Here is a 21,634-nt window from a genome sequence, read left to right as displayed (position 1 = left end):
TGTCATGATGTTGTGAGACACGCGTTCGTAGGAGAATGAGTGCATGACCAAACGTCAGAAGTTCACCCCGGAATTCCGCGCCGAAGCGGTCGAATTGGTGATCTCGTCCCAGAAGAGCCTCATCGAGGTCGCAGCATCCTTAGGCATCAACGAAGGAACCCTGGGCAACTGGGTCCGCGCCTATCGCGCTGAGCACCCTGAAGCGGAAACCGAAGAACGAAGCCCGGTGGAGTGGGCTCAATACGAGAAACTGCGCAAGGAACTGCTGGAGGTGAAACGGGAGAACGAATTTTTAAAAGATGTCAGCGCCTATTTCGCGTCAAACAGCAAGAAATAAGCGCAATCTTCGACTTCATCAAATCCCATACCGGCCAGTATCCGGTGAAGTGGATGTGCCAGAAACTCAGCGTTTCCAGAGCTACTTACTATCGGTGGCTGAACCCCTCCGAACAGCTGAGCGAAGCCAAAGTTTTGCGGGCGCACCGGACGAAACTGGTTCAGGACGAATACGAGGCGTCCAATCAGGTTGCTGGCGCCGGCCAGTTGGTGAACTTGATCCGCAATAACCAGGACGAAGAGATTCCGAAATCCACAATCCTGTCGATCATGAAAGACCTGGGTATCCAGGCTAAGCGGATGAGCGCGTTCAAGACCACGACTGTGCGTGATCATCAGGCTCGGACGGCACATATCAAGAACCATATGGTCGATAAGCTCGGCCGGCGCGACTTCCGTTCCTCGCGTCCTGGGGCGAAGTTGGTTGGCGACATTACTTACCTGCGAACCGGGGAGGGCTGGTTGTATCTGGCGACGGTGATCGATTTGTACTCGCGTCAGATCGTGGGTTGGTCGATGGCGGAGAACATGCAAACGCAGTTAGTCATCGACGCGATGGAAATGGCTGTATCCCGGGGTTTCATCCGTCCTGGCAGCGTTTTCCACTCAGACCGAGGCACACAGTACACCTCGGATGCGTTCCAGGGGTGGTGCGCCGGGCAGGGGGTTCGGCAGTCGATGGGCCGCACCGGGGTGTGTTGGGATAATGCCGTCGCCGAGTCGACCTTCTCGACGATCAAGAACGAAATGTTCCATCACCGGGCGTTCACCAGTAGGGTGGCGGCGCGGACCGCGGTGATGGAGTACATCGAGGTTTGGTACAACCGGAAACGGCCTCATACGGCCAATGGAGGGGTCAGTCCCCAGACAGTGCTGGACTCGTATTGGGAAAGGAATTCTTTGGCCCTTGCGGCTTGAGGGTATTTAGGAAAAATCAAAGATTGTGTCTCAGAAACTTGACCAGCTCATCTTGCAGCATTCGCTGATGCTCAGGGCATCTGGTTGCGTGGGGTCGAAGTTGATGATCATGGATCGCACGCGCGGCGGAAGGGCAGTTGTCATGATTTCGACAGTGCCAGAAAGCGGGCTTGATTTGTCCACGAACTGTTGAGACATGGTGTCCACGAAGTTATGAGTTCGTGTGTCCACAAAGTGATGAGACAGGACACACGAAGCCATGAGATCGGTTGTCTACGAAGCCATGAGATTCAGTGTCCACAACCCTTCTATGACCTTGGTCAAGCCATAATCACCTGCAACTGACGATAGATGCTCCGAGCGATATAGCGCTTGAAAATCCGTTTGATTTCCTTCGGACTCAAACCGTCAGCCGTACGTTTCTCAACATAGCGTTTCGTCGCCTCATCATGTCCCATCCTCGTCCGCGCGACCACGTCCAACGCCTTGTTCAGCTGCCGGTCTCCATGACGGTTCAACCGGTGACGTTCGTGGTTTCCGGAGGAAGCTTGTAACGGAGCAACGCCAGCCAGAGCGGCAAACGCGGCTTCAGAATGAACACGCCCATGGTGGGAATAGACCATGAGAATCCATGCTGTGGTCACAGGCCCCAAGCCAAAGACCTGCTGCAGTTCCGGAGCCAGCTGCTCATCGAGCTCAGACATCGCTCGACTGTTCTCCTTCAGCATCTGATCACCAGCCATGATGCTTGTCGCCAAGAACTTCGCTTCGTCCCGGGCGAACTTTTGATCGATCGTGTCAGCCTCATGCTCTCTCCACCTGCTGACCTGCTTGATCTGGCGGACGCTCAAAGGCTTACGGGCATCCATTCCCAGATCGTAGGTACGCAGCAGCGCTGAGAGCGCGTTGCGGTTCGCAGTTCGGTGGACATCAATCCGTGCGCGACTGGCCGAGATGATGCTCAACGCCGCTCTAGCGCCTTCATCACGGGGCTGCAACAGCTTGGTAATGTCTTTCGGTAACAGGCTCATGGCCGCGGTGGTCGCGTCGATAGTGTCGGATTTTCCTCGGCCGGCCTGGTCTTTTCTCCGTGGCGGTTTCGCCTCGACAACTGCTACCTGGTGCTCGGTCAGGGCGTGGGTGATCGTCGCCCAGTAGGATCGGGTTCCTTCGACTGCGGCGATGCATTGCCCTTGGGTGTTGCGCTGGATCCAGGCGACGGTTCTGTTCATCCCCGGGGTACTGACGGGGAAGGTTTGGCAAGCTTCCCTGCTGCCGGTGTGGGTGTTGATGATGGCGTAGGTGTGGGTTCGCGCGTGAGTATCGATTCCGATGACGTAATCGTATTTCTCTGCAACTGTTTAGCAGAGGTAGAGCTTGTCAGATTGTTTGTGTAAGCCCTCTAGTCACAAGGGTTATTCAGGGCTTCGTAACAATCACTTCAAATACGGTTCAATCCGCTCCGGGTACGCCATCGCCAGCTGCTGCAAAGCCTGCTTCCAGCCGTTCGTTCCGGCTCCTTCCACCAGATGCGCCCCAGCACCGGCCCGCGGGATCCGCCCCTTCTTTGCGCGTTCTTGAACCGCTCCCGGGCCTGCTTGTCCTCAATAGTGCAGATCGCCAGCCAGAGCATCTTCATCGCCGCCGCATCCGACGGAAAATGCCCACGGGACTTGGTGACCTTGCACAGCTGGTAGTTCATCGACTCAATCGCATTCGTCGTGTAAATGACCTTGCGCAGCTCGGGCGGAAATGCCAGGAACGGGGTGAAGCGTTCCCACGTGTTGCGCCATGTGGCCACCGCCGACGGATACTTCCGCCCCAGTTCGGGCCCTGCGAAATCATCCAGGGCCATGCCCGCGGCTTCGATGCTCGGAGCCGTGTAAGGCTCTTCAGGATTCAGGGGGTAAACGGGGTCTGAAACCGCCGGCCCCAACAGTGACCATGCGATATAGTGCGCCGAATTCCGGAACCCCGACGCGATACCCCGAAGGTGTTCCAAGCGGCCGTTTAGCGCGTCAGTTGGGTCGTTGGAGCTACCTGCATGGTCAAAGTAATCGAGGATATCCGTTTTCCTGCGACGCAAGGTGCCGCCGAGCTTCTTCAGTTCCGGCAGCCCCTTCTGCATCTTCGTGCCAACTTCGTGCCTGCTTCGTTGATCAGTTGCTCCAAGGCCCACCGGCCGATGCCGAGTTTCGGCTACCGGTAGGCATCGACCATCTTTTGATACACGCTCCAGACCAGATGCACCGGCTCATACTCCGGCGCCTTGAACAGGTTTTCGAGCTTGGCTTTCTGCTTGTCAGTGGCTAGGAAAGCCCCGTGATCAGGGGCGCCGGCACTGATACAGGGGTCACCTTTCGCGTGCTCACCGGCCATGCTGTTCGCGCTGGACCCGCTGCCGGGTGACTTGGCAGAGGATCTCGGCTTTCGCTGCGCCCAGATGCTGCCCGATCGCGGTCAGGCCCAGCGGGTCCAGGCCGGCGAAGGTCGTGAGGTCTAGTAGCTTGAAGATAGGATTGTGCAACGTCGAGGTCATTCGAGAATGTTTGTGTGGTAACTTCCATTCTTCGCGAAATCCTCGACTTTTTCGTGCTTTGGCGACATGCCCGGGATCCGGGGTGTTGGGTTTAGGCGGTTACACTCTTATTTCTGAAGAGCCGGTAATGAACTCGTCCAAACCCGAACTTAATAAAGTCATTGCCCGCTGCACATGATTGTTAGACATTTTCTCCCAACTCACTCGTAGTTTCAATACATCAATCTATCTTGGACAACCCCCATTTATAGATTTCAAATGGCGCAGGTCGCGGAAACATGAGAATTCTTCTCTTCCTACAAACCCAGAACCGCTTGAGAGCTCAGCCCACCATTGCTCGAATATGGCCGTCTTCTGATCTAGCAAGTCCGTCACCTTGGTCTAGGCCTCTCTGCGGCTGGAGAACGCCGAATGGGTTTCGTTGAATGCTCAGCAGCTTTATCCTCCTCTGAAATTGAATTGAAAACGAATAACCGTTGCTTTCGTATCGCACCGCATTATTTCCCGTTCAACGACACAACGTTGGGGATAGTTATCAATGCGTGGAAGAATCCCATGGGGTCTTCACATCATAAAGCTGATGGCGGACCCGCACGAAGAAGGAGTCCATTCGGTGTCCGCAGCATCGCAACAAGTCCAACAGCGCACCAATGCCGCCTGGGTCATCATCGTGACTTCCGGTGTGGTTGCAGGTCTCCATATTTGGAAACTCGCTCCGGCCCTGCCCATGATCCAGGAGCAACTGGGCTTCTCCCTGCTGTTCGCAGGAATCCTGCTGGGTGTGGTCCAAGTGGCCGGCATGCTCGGCGGTCTGGCCGTTTCGCTGCTTTCAGAAGTGATTTCCCAGCGGCGAACGCTCTTGCTCGGGCTGTTGCTACTCGTCCTGGGCTCCGCGCTCGGTGGCGCGTCCCAAGACGCTTACGAACTTCTGGCGACCCGTATCATCGAGGGAGCCGGTGTCATCATGACGACCGTGATGGGCCCAGGGTTGGTCCGCCTGCACGCGCCGTGGAAGAACCTGAACATGGCTGTCGGCTGGTGGGCTGCCTACATGGGTATGGCGACGTTCCTCGGGGTCTTCAGCACTGCGCTTGTCCTGCAGCACATTTCATGGAGCACCTGGTGGTGGATTCTAGCTGCGCTGACGTTGTTGCCGATTCCGCTGGTGTTGAAGTTCGTGGGTCCTGACGCTCCTGCGGGTTCCGCTGGTATGCGCGAGGCCGCACGCCGGATCGGCATCACCGCGAAATCTGGACGAGTCTGGGTCAGCGGATTGATCTTCGGTTGCTATACAGTGCAGTGGATGGCGGTCGTAGGATTCCTTCCGACCATCTATGAAGGTTTCGGCCTCTCCCCCGTCACCGGCGGACTGATCACCGCGGTAGTCGGCGGGCTCAATGCGGTCGGGGCAATCATTAGCGGCTCTCTGCTGCACAGGGGTGCCAACGGCAGGACCATGCTCTTGGTGGGCTTTGTCCTGATGGCAGCAACCTCAACCGTTACGTTCGTCTTCACCTACCCGCCGCATCTGCTGTGGATCCAGATGATCGCCGTCGGTTTGTTCTCCATCAGCGGGGCAACAATTCCCACCACCATGACTCGCGTAGCCGTAGATCTGGCCCCTGCAGGCGGTTCCGCACCAGCGTCCATGGGTCTGATCCAGCAGATCTTCAACATAGGCAATTTCACCGGCCCCATGTTGCTAGCCGGCATTGCAACGCTCACCGGTGGATGGAACTCGACATGGTGGATCACCTGCGGTTTCGCCGTGGTCGGCACCCTCCTGACCATCGGCCTTTCGCGTTGGAACTCGCCGTTCGCGGCGATGAACTCCCACCAAAGCTGAGCAGAGCTCACCTGCATCTTCAAGAGATCTCGCCAGACCGTCCAAGAAGATTTCCTGCAGGATTCAGGACTTCATACTGAATGGGGGCGGAGAGGGTTGGATTGATCTATCTCGCATTTTCGTTGGTGTTCAGTTGCACTGTTCGGCTAGCCGCTTGAGCGGTGAACGAATCGTCGTGGCTCGTGAACAAGATGCCATGGCCCTTTGACGTGCATACTTCGAGTATTTCGCGAAGAACCCTTATTCCGTATTCGTCCAATCCCTCTGTTGGTTCGTCCAGTAGCAAGATCTCCGGTTCATGCACAAGAACACTAGCAAGAGCCACTAGTTTGCGTTCCGACATGGACAGTTCGTATGGGTGCGTTTCTGCTTTGTCCCGCAGATCCAGCCGGTCAAGCACCGCTGCCACCTGCTGTTGAGATTTAGCGCCAGATCGAAGTCCGTAGCCGACTTCTTTGAACACTGTTCGTTTGAAAAGTTGGTCATTCGGGTTCTGCAGCAGGAGACCCGGCTTTGCGCTCGTGCGCACTGTTCCTGCTGTGGGTTTGATCAATCCAGCAGCAGCTTTGAGAATCGTCGTTTTTCCTACACCGTTGGGTCCCAATAACGCCACGCATTCGCCCGCATAGATCTTGAGGTTGAATCCACTAATGGTCGGTGGTGTTGATGATCCGTAACCGAGGTTTGTTCCGGCAAACTCCAGAAGCACCCGCGAGCAATTTCTCCCAGTGGATTGAGGTGGCTTCTTGTCCAGATTTGGTTCTTGATTCGATGAGAGAGATTTCCGCTCGAACGATGATAGTTCCCCGCGTTCCATCCTAAGGACTTTATCGGCAAGATCCGCGCCATGTACATAGTTCCGGGCCAAGATGACAATCGCTTTGCCCAGCAATTTCAACTTCTGGATGGCGGATATCACCATTTTTCGGGCATTCTTATCCAATCCTGAAAATGGCTCGTCCAAGACCAGTACTGGCGGGTTATCGACCATGAGAGCGCCCAAAGCAACGATTCGTGCTTGCCCACCAGATAGTTTGCCAACGTCCTGAGCGAGCAGATGTTTGATATCCAGCATGCCAGCGACTGCAAGTATACGAGTCAGCATGTCCTCTCGTGGCTCTCCGCGATTCTCCAGCGCGAACGCCATCTCTTCAGCAACAGTTGCCCTGATTCCTGATAGATAGTCATTGACATCCTGCGGCAGGAACGAAATGTGCTGAGCCCAGCCAGAAGGATCGATTCGAGGCCTTTTGTCCTCTGAGAATTCAATGCGCCTGCCACCAACGGTTATTGCGCCTTCAAACTGGTCCAAACCAGTTCTAGGCAATATTCCGGCCAGGATTGCACCTAACGTAGATTTCCCTGACCCTGAACCACCACTAATAACTGTGACGGTCCCAGGGCTAATGTTCAGCTTGATGTCTTGGAGGACGTCGGCCTCAGCATGTGCATACCTGAAGTACCTAAGATCAATGTCGAGGCCTAACCCCGTTTTCAAGTTTCCAATGCTCAATTCACCGGTCATGCGAAATCCATCCAGCTTGGAACAAGCAGCAGAGCAGGCAATAGCAAAAAGCAAATCACTGAAACACGGCGGAGCCCACGTTGTGCCTTGGAGTCTGGAACTTCCCGCAAACGAGTCATCCTCTGGGCGGCAGGGAAGCCCCGGGCGGCCAAATGCGGTGCCCGATTAGCCGTTTCTTCCAAAGATGAAAGCACCAGGGGAACGGTCTGCAGACGAACCTTCTGGAACCAACCTCGTAGCCCACGACGAAACTTCACCTGTCGTAGCATCTGCGCTTCACTGATGACTCGCTGCCGCTCAGCAAGTTGGGGAAGCAGAAAGAGTGTCGCTGCCACCAGATATCCAAGTTGCGCAGGTGCTTTCGATAGGTCAATCGCCGCTACCAATTGATGGCGGTCAATGACCAAGGCGCACAGCAGCCCGACCACGACCAGCACAGCCGTGCGCAGGCCCAGCTCTCCGGCTGTCTGCAAGCCAGCTTGTGTCAGCCCGAAGCTCGCGTTGGAGGCGAGCCCGTGGATCATCAGCTGCGAGGCAAAAGTTGGCAGTACGATCGCGCTCGATAGACCAATAAGTTTTTTGCTCTTGCCAGCGCTCCAGGCCACAATCAACGCGCAGGCAATCACCGTGCAGCTAAGCCACCAGAGCCCAGCAGCCGTAGTAGTGGTCACCACGGCAGCAGCCACCGCAAGAACTGTGAACGGATGCAGCCGTTGGAACCGGTTCATGCCCTTAGCCTCGTTCTCCGCCGCGCTTTCCAAGCACGTGGTAGCGACGCACGAACTCATAGCTCTGGGACATCCTGTTGGGAAGGGCATAAACGAGCAACGCAGCAATGAGGAAAACGATTGCCTTGTCCCCAGGATCGGAGAGCAACGCTTGCTTGGTGACCGCTGACAACAATGAGTCGCCCATGGAACGGAATACCGTCACAACAGCACCGGTGCCCACACCCGAGGTCCCGCCGAAGACAAATGCCGCCACAGGTGCAGAGATCGCCCCTACGAGAACACCGGAGACAAGACCCGCAATAGGAGCCAGATATACACGTCGAACAGCACCGAAACGAGCCGCCGTGCCTGCAAGGAAGCCAATGAGCGCCGCTCCTGCCGCGAACGGAAGCACCGTCGGGGCAAACAGAGACCAGATCAAGGTTCCCAGGACTCCTGTTGCCGCACCGGCGCGACGCCCGGCCAGGAATCCGACCAGTACCGTGCCGATCGAGTCCAGATACAGGGGCACCATCACCGAGCCGACAAACTGCCCCAAGAGGATATTCAACGCGAGCGCCACAGGAATCAAAGTCAATGTCGATACAGGCAAGTCCCGAAGGACAGCTGCCAGGAGCAACAAGGCAGAAAGCAAGTACGCGGCAAACGTTGCCAGGGCTACGCCCTGGCCCAGCCCACCGGTGAGATCTGTCGGTTGGGAAATCACGAGGACTGTGTAGGTCGTAATGAGCAGGAGTGTGCCTGCGATAGCCAAGAGGTTACGACGGAGCCTGCTGCCGGTCGATTCGTCGGCAAGGAGCAAATTGGGTGACATGGTGAAGAGAATCCTCAGATGCAGTGCATGGGTCGCGTCCCGCAGATACTGCTGGACGCCCGATTACCGGACCTATGTCACCTTGGCCCGGTTCATGAGTTTAGCCCACGAAGTGTCTTCTCGAAGATTCTCTTTACATTCCGCGGGCCAATGCCGCCAGCTTCTCGCGCAACTCGTCGAACCCCCGTGCCGGATTATTTTCCGTGATCACCTTCGCGTTTGCAGGTTTTCCCCACAGTCCGCGGAAGTCAGCGACCGTTGTTCCAAAAAGTAACGTGGACTCGGTTTCCACATCCACCGTCGCAAGCTTGGTTTGATACTCCAACGTACCTGCGGCAACACCTGCTGCGAAGTAATCGTGAACGTGGGCGATGTAGCCTTGGTCGTAGTTTCTATGGAACTCAAAATAGAATCGCAAAGCATCGGAGACATACCGGAGCAACGGGTTTTCCGCTTTACTCCGGGTACCCTCTGGATCTGTTTCCCGAACATGTTCTTCGTCAAGCTCGGCGCTCAAGGCCAGGTCGTTGACGAATCCCGGTCGCATCTCAAATCGCTCGGTTGTTTCCAATGCACACACAATCGGCAGCTGTCCTTCGGGAAGCCCCGCCTCCGCGGCCGCGGTGTAGGCTGCAAAGACTTCCTTCGCGGCATGCGGGTCCACATGCGTATTCCATTCCGCGGTTGGGGTTGTATTTCCTTGGTAGTAGAACGCCCCACCCATGATCACGACCTTGCGTAGCAACCATGGCAAGCGAGGTTCTCGACGCAGCGCCAAGGCGAAATTGGTCAATGGTGCGCACAACAGCACCGTGAGTTCGCCAGGGTTCGCCTGGGCAGCGTCGATCCAGAAGTCCACAGCGTCTCGGTCTTCGCCCTCCCCCACTCCGGCGTCTGGCAACGTCGCATAACCGACGCCTTGGAGCCCATGGGTCTCCTCCGTGGTGACTAGCGGAATTTCCAAAGGCTTCCGCGCGCCGATCAGCACCGGCACTTCCGGATTGCCACAGAGGGTCAACAGTGCGCGGTTGTTGGCAGCAACTTGGTCAGCGTTCACATTGCCCGGTGTGCTGGTGACCGCAACAATGTCCACGTGGTCACAGGCGCAAAGGTACGCCAGTGCCAACGCATCATCGATTCCTGTGTCATTGTCGATTAACAGGCGGATCTTTTCCAAAGCGTCGCTCCTCATGTTTGTTGGCCTACCCCAGGTCCACTGTGTAATGCACCATTGATGCAGCGGCAATCACAGATCATCCCGTTAACGAAAGGCTAGCGTTCTGCGACTCGATAGATACTTCTCGTCAATGAAAAGTTGGGTGGTCATTTCCATACCGTGGAGCAATCCCCTTTGGTTTTCTTCATCTTTAGGCCAGAAGGTGGACGCGAGCCAAGAAAGGGCGCGCAGATGCCTGCCGCGGTGGAACAAGTCCACCTACGCACGAATATCAAGCGGACCACGCTCGTCCCCTACGGCGAAGCTACCGGCGAATATATCCGCTAAGTAACTCCAGCGCTGCCGTGTTGGTCCGAGACTTGACACTTGATATCAGCAGTTTGTGTACTCGGGCTTCAATGGCCAGTGCATGCACTCCGGGCATCACGTTGTTTAGGTTTTCGTCGATACCCAGCGGTTCAGGTTCGCCGTAGCTACAAACGGCACTTCTCTTCCGCGAGAGTTTCCCCAATGGTTCATTGACTGGGGTGCCCGGCTGAAAGGCAAGTTGTCCGGGATGGAGGATAGTTCGACTTTCAAAGATTCATAACATGTCCTCGCAGGAAGCGATCCGAATCCTTGAACGCCAAAACTCGCAATCAAATAACTTTTTTCCTAATATCTCACTTATCGTGAATTCAGCTACCAGAAACACCTTAATTCACGAATCTCGCTTTTCAAGATAATTTTCGAGAAATATCTAATTCCTACTCCATCATGCGGCCGCCAACCCCAACCTAACCCACGTGACAACATCCCGATAACTCACTAATTTCTAATTTGACTTGCGAATATGCACCAAGACGCAACCCGCCTCACCCTGCAGGGCGCCCGACAAAAGTACCAGCGAGACTGGCAGCCTTGAATTTAGAATTAGTTATTTACCCGGGCGCAAGTAGAGGGTAATCTATGTCACACTGAGCCTGCATCCCGCAGCTTCATCCAGTTTTTATAATCATTCTCGATAGCAGAGGAATGTGGGTAGAGTGGACAATTTTAATACGAATAAAGATTTGCCAGTGGAGGATTTGCAGATTGCCGATTGGTCGGATCTCGGCCAACAATTGTGGTCCTACCTGACCGGGCGTGGTGCAGCTGTGAACTACACACTTGTGGACATGATGGTTGAAGTACCGAGGGACATCGGTCCAGATGCACCCCGGGCTACATGGAAGTTCAACGGCACCCTGAGGGTCACTACGAGCGATGACCACTCACTGGGTTCAGATCAGTACCGCGAGTGAACGGGTAGCCTGATGCGCTTCGACATTGACCTGAATTTCACGGTCGACCAGCCACTCGAGGGCACTGATGACTCGGAACAAGTACATGGAACTATCACGGCCGAAGGCCGGATCATCCATATCAAAGCCGATTCAGACTCAATATTCCGAGTCTCTAGAGGTGCCAGCCGCCCTGCACTAGACCAGCTTGCGCATCGCCTCAAGAGCTCTGGAATCCAGATTGTGATCGATGGGCCGAAGGGGAATATCGTCACGCTCGGTGATATCAAGCCCAATTTGACCGGTCGCATCGCGATGAAATCGAACGCCGTACGGATTGGTTCGTTGAAAAACGTCAAAGGGCTGCTGCAGAAGGATCGAAGGAATGGAAGTCTGGGCATTCCGAGCACCCTGTTTCCGCTGTTTCCCACCTTCCAGAGGAACCAGCGCATGCGGCCTACCACCACGCATTATGCCGATCGTGGCGGCAGGCCGAGGCTCATCTTCGTCAAGGACAGCGAGTCGTGGGATGGGAAGGCGCCGAAAGTGGTCAACCTCGTTGACGACGTCGTGGTTATTGGCAGTGCCCAGGATAGCGGACTGATATTAGAAGGTCTGGAACCTGTCCATGCACGAATCGTCAGGGACGACCTCGACGAATACGTCCTCCAAGCCGTCCATAGGGTTGGGGGAAGCGCAGGGTTGAATGCTGGTCAAGAGTACGTCCTGCGAAGCGGGGCGAGAATCGAGCTTGGAGGCTGGCGGCTGGTTTTCTACCGGGAAGAGTATGCCGATCACGGACGTCCTTTTGGCGGGCGCAATGGCGGAGAACTGGCCTACCAGAGGCCTCAGGTGAATCCGCGTACCGGCATTATCGAGCGCGACTCCACCGATTAGTCCGGCGCCGGCTGCCGCAGATTCTGCGTGGCGTGCGGGAATCCGAAGGGCCCCGGAGGCCAGTTCTCGGCCAACCCGCTGGATTTTGAATGCGCGAATGGAAACCGCGGCGGCCTGCACGGGCTCGCCGCCGCGGTACTTCAGAGAAGTGATCCATCCATGAAGTGTTGGATGCCTGCACGCCGGGCCCGGAATCCGCAAACGGGAACGGCGGGAATGGCGGGAGTGGCGCTCGACTCTCTACGCGCTAGCTAGCTATTGGCGGCAACCGAACCACTGGTCAAGGTGCCTTCAGTGAACGGATCGCCACAGATACCAGGGTGCTGGAGTGGAAGTTTCGGAAGGCTAAGTCGGGAGGCAAGCCGTCAGGTAGTCAACGAGTTGATGACTGGCACGCCTAGCGGAGACTTGGTATCCCCACGAAGTCCCTTAGCCTCCAGCACTTGATCAAGCCTGCAATGCATCCTGATGGGCACAGCACACAGTCATCGGCTCACCCTCGGTATTCAAGCTCCGCGCTTCGATCAACAGGCGATAAGGTGCTACACCGGCACGGCCAGCTGGTGCAGGATGGCAGCCCACCCTCCGCAGGGTGGGCTTTGCCAGCATCGGTTTAGGACAGGCCGACCGCGTTTCCGTTCTCGTCCACGTCCATGTGCATCGCGGCGGGCACCTTAGGCAGGCCGGGCATGGTCATGATTGCGCCGGTGATCGCCACAATGAAACCGGCCCCGGTCTTCGGAATGAGGTCGCGCACCAGCAGCGTGAAGCCCTCGGGCGCGCCCAGCAGCGTAGGGTCATCCGAGAAGGAGTATTGCGTCTTGGCCATGCACACCGGCAGGTTGTCCCAGCCGTTGGCATGGATCTGTTCCAGCACCCGCTTCGCAGCGGGAGTGTAGTCCACTTCCGCCCCTCCGTAGATCTCCTTCACCACGGTGAGGATCTTCTCCTCCACCGGCTTCTCCAACTCATACAGCGGGGCGAAGTCGCTCGGTGCTTCGATGGCGCGCAGCACCGCCGCGGCCAGGTCCCCGGCTCCGGCGCCGCCTTGGCCCCAGACATCCGCCACGGCACATTCAATGTTGTTTTCCGCGGCCCACTCGGTGACCACAGCCAGCTCGTCCACGGTGTCGTCGGTGAACTTGTTGACGGCGATGACCGGATGGATCCCGAACTTCCTGACGTTGGAGGCGTGCCGGGCCAGGTTCACCATGCCGTCGCGCACCGCCTGCACGTTCTCGCCCTTAAGCTGGTCTTTGGCTACTCCCCCGTGCATTTTCAAGGCGCGGATGGTCGCCACGATCACCACGGCGGATGGCTCGCACCCGGCGTAGCGGGCCTTGATGTCCATGAATTTCTCCGCGCCCAGGTCCGCGCCGAACCCTGCTTCGGTGACCACGACATCGGCCAGCGAGCGGGCGGTGTTGGTGGCGATGGCCGAGTTACAGCCGTGGGCGATATTGGCGAACGGCCCGCCGTGGATGAACGCCGGGGTGCCGCCGATGGTCTGCACCAGGTTCGGCTTGATGGCGTCCTTGAGCAGCATCGTCATGGCGCCGGCCGCGCCCAGGTCGTCCACGGTCACCGGCTTCTTCTCATAGGTGTACCCGATGGTCATGCGTCCCAGCCGGGTGCGCAGGTCTTCCAGCCCGGTGGCCAGGCAGAACACCGCCATGACCTCCGAGGCCACGGTGATCTCGAAACCTGCCTCGCGCGGAACGCCCTCGGTCGGGCCGCCCAGGCCGATGACGATATTGCGCAGGGCGCGGTCGTTCATGTCGATGACGCGCTTGAAGGTGATCCGCCGCGGGTCGATCCCCAGGGCATTGCCGCGGTGCAGGTGGTTGTCGATCAGTGCCATCAGCAGGTTGTTGGCGCTGGTGATCGCATGGAAGTCGCCGGTGAAGTGCATGTTGATCTCGTCCATCGGCAGCACCTGCGAATACCCGCCGCCGGTGGCCCCGCCCTTCATGCCGAAGATCGGCCCCAGGGAAGGTTCGCGCAGTGCAATGAGCGTCTTGGCTCCGGCGGCGGACAACGCATCACCTAAGCCCACCACGACGGTGGATTTCCCTTCACCGGCGGGAGTCGGGGAAATTCCGCTGACCAGCACCACCTTGCCGAGCTCGGCGCTGCGGGCAGGAAGATGCGACGGGTCGATCTTGGCCTTGTACCTGCCATAGGACTCGACTGCTTCTTCCGGGATCCCCGCGGCTTCGGCGATCTGCGAAATTGGCTTGAGCACCGCGCGTGAGGCAATCGCGAGATCGCTCATATCGATTTCCGTCGTCCCTGACATCGTGTCCAGCCTGTCTGTCATCCAATATTCCGGCAGCCGGGGAAAGCCAAGCCTGCCGGGTTTCCTCGATTATTCTTCAAGCTATCATCCCTACGGCAGTAGGTGCCGTCATGGCGTGAGGGCGGGTTTCCGATTAGCGCCTCCATGCGGCGGATGCGGTGGCCTCTGGGCATCACGGGTAAGCTCATCCACGAATCGTTCAACAATGAAAGGACACCATCATGCGGCTGTCGAGCACCACAAGGAAAAAGGCAGGACATCGCGCCGCATGAAACTGTCTATCCTCGACCAAGTTCCACTCACCGAGCACGCGCCCACCCGCTCTGCCGCGCTAGCCAGCGGCCTGGCCTTGGCTCACGATGCAGACAGGCTGGGATACCACCGCATCTGGTTTGCCGAACACCACAACTCCCAATCATTTGCCAGTGCCGCGCCGGAAATGATGACTGCGCTGGCGCTTGAACGCACCAGCACGATCAGGGTCGGCACCGGAGCAATCCTCCTGCCGTACTACCCGGCGCAGAAGGTCTCCGAAACGATGGGACTTCTTTCTGAAGTTCATCCGGGCAGGGTGGATACCGGTCTGGGACGCGCCGCGCTGAATGATCCGAACTACGCCGCGAAAATCGCATCCCTCGTGCAAGAATTCGGCGCGAACCACCCGCAGCCAGAGGGCGAACCGGTGGGCGGAATCTGGGTGCTGGGCGCCGGAGGTTCCTCCGCGCCGCTGCCGGGAACACTGGGCGCCGGGTACGTCCATGGCCACTTCCTGCGTCCTGTCGGAGGGGAAGCGGCAACCAGCGCCTACCGGGAAGCGGCCGCGCAGTCCGGGCATACGCCGCACACCGTCTTGGCGGTCCGCTTCGTCACTGCCGGCACCGAGGAGCGAGCCCATGAACTGGCCGAGGCCCTGCTGCTCTGGCGCGTACGCAAGGATTTCGGGCACGACGGCCCGATCCCCTCAACGGCAGCTGCCGCGAGCTACCAGTGGAGCGCCCAGGAACGGGCCCGTGCCCAAGAACGCAGCCAAGCACTGATTGTCGGAACCCCTGCCACGGTGCGCGCTCAGCTCCTGGCCTTGGCCGAGTCCCACGGGGCCGATGAGCTGATGCTCAATACGCTGGTCAACGATCCCGAAGACCGCTTGAATGCCTACCAGCTGATTGCGGACTGTCTCATCGACTGACCGGCCCCAGGACGTCACTTCGCATTGCGGTGCGCACGAGGCACGGGTTGGATTAGGCGCCGCAACGGCGCTTCGACCGCCCGAGCCGTCCCCTGCATTCCCGGTTCCCGGAAAGCGGGCATCCACTGGATGGAAGACATGGCTTCCCGTGACGGGGTCCTGGTGGCAACATGAGCCCCATGACCAAGCTGCGGCCTTTGGCCAACCACTATGGCCACGACGTCGGCGCTTCCATTCCGCCCAAGGAAACGGACGTCTTTGAACAGTTTCCCCTGCTGGCCCGGTTGTGGGAGAAAGCCAAGACCTATCTTTCGGTGCGCAGCAATGACGCCCACACCCTTTATTCGCTGTCACTCGCCCAGTCGCTGCTCAAGCATCATCCGCAGGCGGATCCGCTGGTGGTGCTGCCGGCAATCCTGCTCCACGACATTGGCTGGTCACAGGTGGATCCGCAGCTGGTCTTGTCCGCCATCGCCCCGGGAGCCGGCAACAAGGAACTGGTGTTGCAGCATGAAAAGTCCGGCGCGGAACTTGCCGCAGAACTGCTGCACGACGAAGGATTCGATGCCGAACGCAGCGAGCGCATCGTGTTCATTATTGACGGGCATGACTCGCGCAAGGAATCAACCAGTCTGGAGGATTCCTTGGTGAAGGATGCCGACAAGCTCTGGAGGCTGACCCCGCACGGTGTGGACACCGTGATGGACTGGTTCGGCCTCACCCGTTCCGAAGCTTTCCAACTGGTCGAGTCCCGGGTGAGTGATCATCTCTTCACGGATGCCGCGCGATTCATGGCCAGCGCCTTCGCGGCAGTGGAAAGCGCCAATCTCTTTGAGCAGAGACTGGCGCTTTCCGACTGACCTTCGGCAGCTATTTGGAAAATGCCGGGGTTGTGGCCGCGCATTCCACACGTTCGCCGGGAGCCGAGGTTTCAGCAGCGATCTCCTTGACGCCGTCAAGCAGGATGCGGCAGGTGGCCGTGGCCTCTTTTCCCGGCATGGCGGAAATGGCCGCGTCCTTCTGCGCAGTCACAATGCTTTCAAGGCTCCAGACTGCGTTCTCCTTGGCATCAAGCGTCGTTTCCCCGGAGGGCAAGGTCAGTTCCGTACCGGCTTCACCGCGCTTTTCCGATTCAAGGTACTTGATATCGGTGATCTTGCTGGCGTCGCCTCCGGAGACCGTAATTTCAAAGGTCACCGCCCAGGAGTCCGAGGTGGCCTTGTCGAAATCCTCAACGGCGCCGCACCCGGCGGTTCCCAGGGCCAGCGCCATGGCGACTCCGCCCAGAGCCAGTTTCTTGGCGAAAGATCCACGGATGGCGGTTGATGGTACAGGCATTCTTCGTGCTCCTCGGGCGGTGATGTCAGTGCGTTCGATGCGGTGCGGACGTTTCCAGCCTACTGATCGTCCGCGTTCTTTGGTTCGCCCGACCGGGGTAGATCCGGACTGCTCCATCTCCACCCTGAGTCGTAGGCCTCGGTGCGCGGTGCACGGCCATTCCCGCCGGCAGACCCGGCCATTGCAGAATCTAGTTCTGGCCGATAATAACCACGTTGCCCTTGAAGCTGAAGGCTCGAAGGGCCTGGATCGCTCCCAGCACCATGAGCGAAATGCCGAGGATGAGCCACAGGATGGAAGCAAAGGTAAACGGTCCGAAGAGGACCAACACTCCGGCAATCACGCAAAGCACTGCATAGCCGCCGCTGACCAGCCGGTTTGGCGATCGGCTCAAGGTTGTCAGCGCCACGACTCCTTCGGCCACCCAGACGATGCCGATCATGATGGCGACAAAACTTGCCAGCAGCACGGTGCTGTTGTCCAAATCGGTGAAGGCCAGGATGCCCGCGGCCAGGAACATGGCACCCAATACACAGTTCAGAATGCGTTTCGGGGTGCTCTGGGTCCGCGAAAAAATTCCGATCCCCAGGTAGATTACGCCTGAGACCAGTGCGTAGAGCGCAACAATTGCGGTGATAATCGATGCGGTTTTCATGGGCGCAATCAGGATCAGGAGGCCCAAAACCAAGGCGACAATGCCGCTGATTCCGAAGGCGACCCTCACTCCGTTGCTGAAGGAATTTACCTGCGTAGTGATCTTCTGCTTGTTCATGCCGAATGCTCCAATGCTTGGCGTTTGGCTACTCTACGGTCTTGCGACCGGCTATGAATTCAGATGATGTCCGATAGTTATGGACCGGTCAGCGGCGATGGCATCGGCTGTTGTTTGGAATGGCCATGATTCCCGAACAATCAACCACCTGAATCCAAGAAAAAATCGGACATTGAATTCAATCGGCTTTCCCGAAATCAGGTTCAACCTTTTCGATGACCATGAAAAACATTACATGACCAGAATTTTCTCCTCAGCCCGCGTTCGAATTTAGCGGATTTGTTAAGCGGGCAGGAAAATGCTTCCTCACACGTGCTTTGTGGATTCGTGTTTCATTTCCCCAGTTCGCGGCTCAAGCCCTTCCCACCTGCAGGTCTGGAATTCATGGCTGGCACTTGGCCGCCGCGCCGCCGGTGGTCCCGCAGCGCTCCGCGCCGCATTCATTTGATCCGCAGGCAACCAAGGTGCCATGGCCTGCCCAGCAATCCTGCTGCATGCTGCGCAGACCGAATTCCGGGATGTCGCGTCCGCGACAGGACAGGTATTCTGAGTTGTCGCCGTCGGGTTGGCCCGACCCCGATTCACTACCATTGCCTCGGAGGATCCATGGCCGGAGGAAGCTCACAACCGGGACGCAGCGTCACGTCCAAGATCTTGGCGATTCTCTCCGCCTTCGAAACCACTCGCAGGTCCTTGAACCTGACCGAAATCTCCAAGTCGGCAGATCTTCCGCTGTCCACCACGCACCGCCTGGTCGGCGAGCTGGTCGACGCAGGGATCCTCAGCCGCACCGGCAACGGCGGCGTCCAGCTGGGCCTGCGGCTGTGGGCCATCGCCCAGAACACCGGCCGGCAACTGCGCGATACCGCGCGCCCTTTCGTCCAGGACCTGTTCTCCCTGACCGGGGAAACCAGCCAGCTGGCCATCCGCGACGGAAACATGGCGCTGTACATCGACCGCGTCTACGGCAGCAAGAGGGTTGCCAGGGCCTCCCGGGTCGGCGGGCGTCTGCCGCTGCACGCCACCGCCGTGGGCAAGGCCATCCTTGCATTCTCGGAACCCTGGGTCATGGACGCCTACCTTGCCCAGCCGTTGGAGGCCCTCACCCCTCACACCCGGACCAATCCCGTGCAGCTGCGCAACGAGCTGAATCGGGCCAAGCACAACGGCTACGCGATCACCCGCGAAGAGGTGCGGCTGGGAACCTGCTCGATCGCCGTTCCGGTCTACCACACCGGCCGTTTGGGCTGCTCCATCGGACTGGTCATTCCCACCTCGCACGCTGCGAACATGGAACGCCATTTGCCGGTGCTCTATGGAATCTCCAAACGAATTGAGGCCGCCACCTCGCATATTCCGCTGGAGACGCTGCTGGGCATCATTTCCGGGCCTGACATGAACGTGCCCGATACCGAAGGCTGAACATCTCCAAAAACTAGGATTCCACTGAGTGGAAGGGATTGCTTCCCTTCCGACTGCGCCATGGACAACACTGGGTGTCGATCAATGTTGCACGGGTCACACCGTGACTCGTCGACTTCCCCAAGGAGCAGATTCCATGACCAGCACCCCAGCCGTCTCCGGCGGATGCCCAATGGGTTTCGGAGCGCAAACCCCGGCAGACCACCACGGGTACGAGCCGTTCGCAATGGAGAACCCCTTCCCCGCCTACGCACGGATGCGCAGCGAACAGCCGGTGATGTTCGACGAGCGCACCGGGCTGTATGTCATCACGCGCTATGATGACGTGAAGTCGGTCTTCGAAAACTGGGAGACCTTCTCCTCTGAAAACGCCCAGGCCCCGGTGCGCAAGCGCGGCCCGCAGGCCACGCAGATCATGACCGAGGGAGGATTCACCACCTACTCGGGCCTGTCGGCCCGCCGCCCGCCGGAGCACACCCGCATCCGGGCCGTGGCGCAAAAGGCCTTCACCCCGCGCCGTTTCAAGGCCCTGGAGCCGATGATCCGGCAGAACGTCAAGGACTCCATCTCCGCGATGCTCGCCAACGGCACCAACCACTCGGACATCGTGGCGGACCTGGCCTACGCGCTGCCGACCATCACCATCCTCACCTTGATCGGCGAGGACGTGGGCATGGTGGACACCTACAAGCGCTGGAGCGACTCCCGCGCTGCCATGACCTGGGGAGACCTCAGCGACGAGGAGCAGATCCCCCACGCGCACAACCTGGTCGAGTACTGGAACCGCTGCCAGGCCCAGGTGGCCCAGGCCCACGCCGCCGGCGGCGACAGCCTCACCGCGGACCTGGTCCAGGCCCAGAAGGACGGCGCTGACATCACCGACCACGAGATCGCTTCGCTGCTCTACTCGCTGCTCTTCGCAGGCCATGAAACCACCACCACGCTGATCTCCAACTGCGTGCGCGTGCTGCTGGAGCACCGCGAAGCCTGGGAAGCCGTCGTGGCGGATCCCAAGCAGATCCCCAAGGCCATCGACGAGGTGCTGCGCTACTCGGGCTCCATCGTGGGATGGCGCCGCAAGGCGCTGGCGGACACCGAGGTGGGCGGCGTGCAGATCCCGCAGGGTGCGGAACTGCTGCTGCTCATGGGCTCGGCCAACCGCGACGAATCCCGCTTCGAGAACGGCGAGGACTTCGACATCACCCGGCCCAACGCCCGCGACCACCTGTCCTTCGGCTTCGGCATCCACTACTGCCTGGGCAACATGCTGGCCAAGCTCCAGGCCAAGATCGCGCTGGAAGAACTGGCCGCCGCGCTGCCGAACCTTGAACTGGTCGACGGCGGTGCCATCACCTTCCGGAAGAACCTGTCCTTCCGCGTTCCCGACTTCGTCAATGTCGAGCTGAATGCCGACTCCACTTCCCGATCTGAGGCTTAACGATGAGCAACAACGACTTCATTGAATTCTTCGACGGCGGCAAGGAACCCACCTTGGACAGCCTGGGCGGCAAGGGCGCCTCGCTGGTCACCATGACCGCCGCCGGCATGCCGGTCCCTCCCGGATTCGTGGTGAACACCGCCGCCTTCCGCGCCTTCATGGGCGCCGGACTGGAAGACAGCATCAAAGCCCAGCTGGACGGCCTGGACCCGGAGGACATCGCCGCGGTGGACGCCGCCAGCGCCGCCATCCGCGAGCTGATCACTTCCCGCCCGGTTCCCGCCGACCTGCGTGAGGTCACCCGGGCCGCATACGACGCCTTGCAGGCCCGCTTCGATTCCGAGGCCCCGCTGGCCGTGCGCTCCTCCGCCACCGCAGAGGACCTGCCCGATGCTTCCTTCGCCGGACAGCAGGACACCTACCTGTGGCTGACCGGGTTCGATTCGGTCGGCGAGCACATCCGCGCCTGCTGGGCCTCGCTGTACACCAGCCGCGCCATGCTCTACCGGCTGAAAAACAACATCCCGGATGACGGGCTGTGCATGGCCGTGGTGGTGCAGAAGATGGTCAACGCCAAGACCGCCGGCGTGGCCATGACCCTGGATCCCACCAATGGCGACCGCTCCAAGATCACCGTGGACGCCTCATGGGGCGTGGGCGAGATGGTGGTCTCCGGAACCGTCACGCCGGACAACATCCAGCTGGACAAGGTCACCCTGGCGGTAATCACCGAGCACATCGGCGACAAGCATGCCGAAATGATCCCCGACCCGGCCACCAACACCCTGGTGGAAAGGGATGTCCCGGAAGAGCGCCGCACGGTGCGCTGCCTGAGCAACGACGAGCTGTCCGCCGTGGCCCAGCTGGCCAAGCGGGCGGAGAAGCATTACAAGTCCCCGCAGGACATCGAGTGGGCCATCGACGCCGACCTGCCGGACGGGGAGAACCTGCTGCTGCTCCAGGCCCGCCCGGAAACCGTGCACTCCTCCAAGCCCGCGGCGCCCAAGGCCTCCGCCGGAGGCTACGCCTCCTCGCTGGGCTTCGGCGGCGTCTCCTCGATCACCGCCTCCCTGTCGAAGATCGTCAGCTAGCCGGCTGAACGCACTTCCACACCACACGCCATCCAACCTCGCA

The 21,634-nt window shown here is 59.0% G+C and carries 17 protein-coding genes and 2 pseudogenes; 9 read left to right on the top strand and 10 right to left on the bottom strand.

Going from position 1 to position 21,634, the window contains the following annotated elements:
* Nucleotides 1–43: 43 nt before the first annotated feature.
* A protein-coding gene (locus ATC04_RS02230) for an IS3 family transposase (protein ID WP_152666824.1) occupies nt 44–1,254 on the top strand; the annotation gives its coding sequence in 2 pieces (ribosomal slippage) (nt 44–290 and nt 290–1,254; 1,212 coding nt in all).
* Nucleotides 1,255–1,574: 320 nt separating this feature from the next.
* On the opposite strand, the gene ATC04_RS02225 is transcribed toward ATC04_RS02230, so the two are convergent.
* The 3 genes and pseudogenes from ATC04_RS02225 to ATC04_RS02215 all read right to left on the bottom strand — a co-directional run.
* Complete coding sequence (locus ATC04_RS02225; protein WP_047120315.1) at nt 1,575–2,588, bottom strand: IS110 family transposase; 1,014 nt, start codon at nt 2,586–2,588, stop codon at nt 1,575–1,577.
* Nucleotides 2,589–2,690: 102 nt separating this feature from the next.
* Nucleotides 2,691–3,139, bottom strand: a pseudogene (locus ATC04_RS02220) (transposase); the annotation flags it as partial.
* A gap of 7 nt (nt 3,140–3,146) precedes the next feature.
* Nucleotides 3,147–3,682 (bottom strand): annotated as a pseudogene (locus ATC04_RS02215) (transposase); the annotation flags it as partial.
* A gap of 724 nt (nt 3,683–4,406) precedes the next feature.
* Here ATC04_RS02215 and ATC04_RS02210 point away from each other — a divergent pair.
* Complete coding sequence (locus ATC04_RS02210; protein ID WP_231735883.1) at nt 4,407–5,639, top strand: MFS transporter; 1,233 nt, start codon at nt 4,407–4,409, stop codon at nt 5,637–5,639.
* A gap of 106 nt (nt 5,640–5,745) precedes the next feature.
* On the opposite strand, the gene ATC04_RS02205 is transcribed toward ATC04_RS02210, so the two are convergent.
* From ATC04_RS02205 to ATC04_RS02190, 4 genes are all read right to left on the bottom strand, one after another.
* Nucleotides 5,746–7,164: an ABC transporter ATP-binding protein gene (locus ATC04_RS02205; protein ID WP_047120318.1), complete on the bottom strand. Its 1,419-nt coding sequence runs from the start codon at nt 7,162–7,164 to the stop codon at nt 5,746–5,748.
* Nucleotides 7,161–7,892 carry an energy-coupling factor transporter transmembrane component T gene (locus tag ATC04_RS02200; RefSeq protein ID WP_047120963.1) on the bottom strand — a complete coding sequence of 244 codons (732 nt, stop codon included), beginning with the start codon at nt 7,890–7,892 and terminating at the stop codon, nt 7,161–7,163. The genes ATC04_RS02205 and ATC04_RS02200 overlap by 4 nt, the downstream gene beginning before the upstream one ends.
* A gap of 4 nt (nt 7,893–7,896) precedes the next feature.
* Nucleotides 7,897–8,709: a hypothetical protein gene (locus ATC04_RS02195; RefSeq protein ID WP_047120319.1), complete on the bottom strand. Its 813-nt coding sequence runs from the start codon at nt 8,707–8,709 to the stop codon at nt 7,897–7,899.
* Nucleotides 8,710–8,842: 133 nt separating this feature from the next.
* Entirely contained in the window at nt 8,843–9,901 is a 1,059-nt protein-coding gene (locus ATC04_RS02190; protein WP_047120320.1) for a nucleoside hydrolase, read from the bottom strand.
* A gap of 1,010 nt (nt 9,902–10,911) precedes the next feature.
* Here ATC04_RS02190 and ATC04_RS02185 point away from each other — a divergent pair.
* Both ATC04_RS02185 and ATC04_RS19825 read left to right on the top strand, forming a co-directional pair.
* Nucleotides 10,912–11,169 carry a hypothetical protein gene (locus ATC04_RS02185; protein WP_047120321.1) on the top strand — a complete coding sequence of 86 codons (258 nt, stop codon included), beginning with the start codon at nt 10,912–10,914 and terminating at the stop codon, nt 11,167–11,169.
* A 12-nt stretch (nt 11,170–11,181) separates the two neighbouring features.
* Entirely contained in the window at nt 11,182–12,045 is an 864-nt protein-coding gene (locus tag ATC04_RS19825) for a hypothetical protein (RefSeq protein ID WP_047120322.1), read from the top strand.
* Between the two features lie 613 nt (nt 12,046–12,658).
* On the opposite strand, the gene ATC04_RS02175 is transcribed toward ATC04_RS19825, so the two are convergent.
* Nucleotides 12,659–14,344, bottom strand: a complete 1,686-nt coding sequence (locus ATC04_RS02175) for a formate--tetrahydrofolate ligase (protein ID WP_047120323.1) — start codon at nt 14,342–14,344, stop codon at nt 12,659–12,661.
* Between the two features lie 268 nt (nt 14,345–14,612).
* On the opposite strand from ATC04_RS02175, the gene ATC04_RS02170 reads away from it, so the two are divergent.
* Complete coding sequence (locus ATC04_RS02170; RefSeq protein WP_047120324.1) at nt 14,613–15,530, top strand: LLM class flavin-dependent oxidoreductase; 918 nt, start codon at nt 14,613–14,615, stop codon at nt 15,528–15,530.
* A 179-nt stretch (nt 15,531–15,709) separates the two neighbouring features.
* Nucleotides 15,710–16,390 (top strand): HD domain-containing protein, encoded by a 681-nt coding sequence (locus ATC04_RS02165; RefSeq protein ID WP_052772526.1) that lies wholly within the window; start codon nt 15,710–15,712, stop codon nt 16,388–16,390.
* A 10-nt stretch (nt 16,391–16,400) separates the two neighbouring features.
* On the opposite strand, the gene ATC04_RS02160 is transcribed toward ATC04_RS02165, so the two are convergent.
* Both ATC04_RS02160 and ATC04_RS02155 read right to left on the bottom strand, forming a co-directional pair.
* Nucleotides 16,401–16,868 (bottom strand): hypothetical protein, encoded by a 468-nt coding sequence (locus ATC04_RS02160; RefSeq protein WP_052772527.1) that lies wholly within the window; start codon nt 16,866–16,868, stop codon nt 16,401–16,403.
* Nucleotides 16,869–17,058: 190 nt separating this feature from the next.
* Complete coding sequence (locus tag ATC04_RS02155) at nt 17,059–17,640, bottom strand: DUF308 domain-containing protein (protein ID WP_052772528.1); 582 nt, start codon at nt 17,638–17,640, stop codon at nt 17,059–17,061.
* Nucleotides 17,641–18,246: 606 nt separating this feature from the next.
* On the opposite strand from ATC04_RS02155, the gene ATC04_RS02150 reads away from it, so the two are divergent.
* The 3 genes from ATC04_RS02150 to ATC04_RS02140 all read left to right on the top strand — a co-directional run bounded on the left by ATC04_RS02150 (nt 18,247) and on the right by ATC04_RS02140 (nt 21,591).
* Nucleotides 18,247–19,062: an IclR family transcriptional regulator gene (locus tag ATC04_RS02150; RefSeq protein ID WP_047120325.1), complete on the top strand. Its 816-nt coding sequence runs from the start codon at nt 18,247–18,249 to the stop codon at nt 19,060–19,062.
* Nucleotides 19,063–19,198: 136 nt separating this feature from the next.
* On the top strand, nt 19,199–20,500 hold the full coding sequence (locus ATC04_RS02145; RefSeq protein WP_082124012.1) for a cytochrome P450: 1,302 nt from the start codon (nt 19,199–19,201) through the stop codon (nt 20,498–20,500).
* Nucleotides 20,501–20,502: 2 nt separating this feature from the next.
* A complete protein-coding gene (locus ATC04_RS02140) occupies nt 20,503–21,591 on the top strand; it encodes a PEP/pyruvate-binding domain-containing protein (RefSeq protein WP_047120327.1) in 1,089 nt (362 codons plus the stop codon).
* The last annotated feature ends 43 nt before the right edge of the window (nt 21,592–21,634 follow it).

This window comes from Arthrobacter sp. YC-RL1 (genome assembly GCF_001454985.1).
GTDB lineage: Bacteria > Actinomycetota > Actinomycetes > Actinomycetales > Micrococcaceae > Glutamicibacter > Glutamicibacter soli.
Note: the sequence above shows the minus strand (reverse complement) of the source record. Positions and strands in the feature narration are given on the sequence as shown.

Bases quoted from the DNA above. Each gene is read 5' to 3' on its own strand.
- ATC04_RS02205 (WP_047120318.1), bottom strand. From the start codon at position 7,164: ATGACCGGTGAATTGAGCATTGGAAACTTGAAAACGGGGTTAGGCCTC.
- ATC04_RS02200 (WP_047120963.1), bottom strand. From the start codon at position 7,892: ATGAACCGGTTCCAACGGCTGCATCCGTTCACAGTTCTTGCGGTGGCT.
- ATC04_RS02165 (WP_052772526.1), top strand. From the start codon at position 15,710: ATGACCAAGCTGCGGCCTTTGGCCAACCACTATGGCCACGACGTCGGC.
- ATC04_RS02150 (WP_047120325.1), top strand. From the start codon at position 18,247: ATGGCCGGAGGAAGCTCACAACCGGGACGCAGCGTCACGTCCAAGATC.
- ATC04_RS02140 (WP_047120327.1), top strand. From the start codon at position 20,503: ATGAGCAACAACGACTTCATTGAATTCTTCGACGGCGGCAAGGAACCC.
- ATC04_RS02160 (WP_052772527.1), bottom strand. From the start codon at position 16,868: ATGCCTGTACCATCAACCGCCATCCGTGGATCTTTCGCCAAGAAACTG.
- ATC04_RS02155 (WP_052772528.1), bottom strand. From the start codon at position 17,640: ATGAACAAGCAGAAGATCACTACGCAGGTAAATTCCTTCAGCAACGGA.
- ATC04_RS02195 (WP_047120319.1), bottom strand. From the start codon at position 8,709: ATGTCACCCAATTTGCTCCTTGCCGACGAATCGACCGGCAGCAGGCTC.
- ATC04_RS02190 (WP_047120320.1), bottom strand. From the start codon at position 9,901: ATGAGGAGCGACGCTTTGGAAAAGATCCGCCTGTTAATCGACAATGAC.
- ATC04_RS02145 (WP_082124012.1), top strand. From the start codon at position 19,199: ATGACCAGCACCCCAGCCGTCTCCGGCGGATGCCCAATGGGTTTCGGA.
- ATC04_RS19825 (WP_047120322.1), top strand. From the start codon at position 11,182: ATGCGCTTCGACATTGACCTGAATTTCACGGTCGACCAGCCACTCGAG.
- ATC04_RS02175 (WP_047120323.1), bottom strand. From the start codon at position 14,344: ATGTCAGGGACGACGGAAATCGATATGAGCGATCTCGCGATTGCCTCA.
- ATC04_RS02170 (WP_047120324.1), top strand. From the start codon at position 14,613: ATGAAACTGTCTATCCTCGACCAAGTTCCACTCACCGAGCACGCGCCC.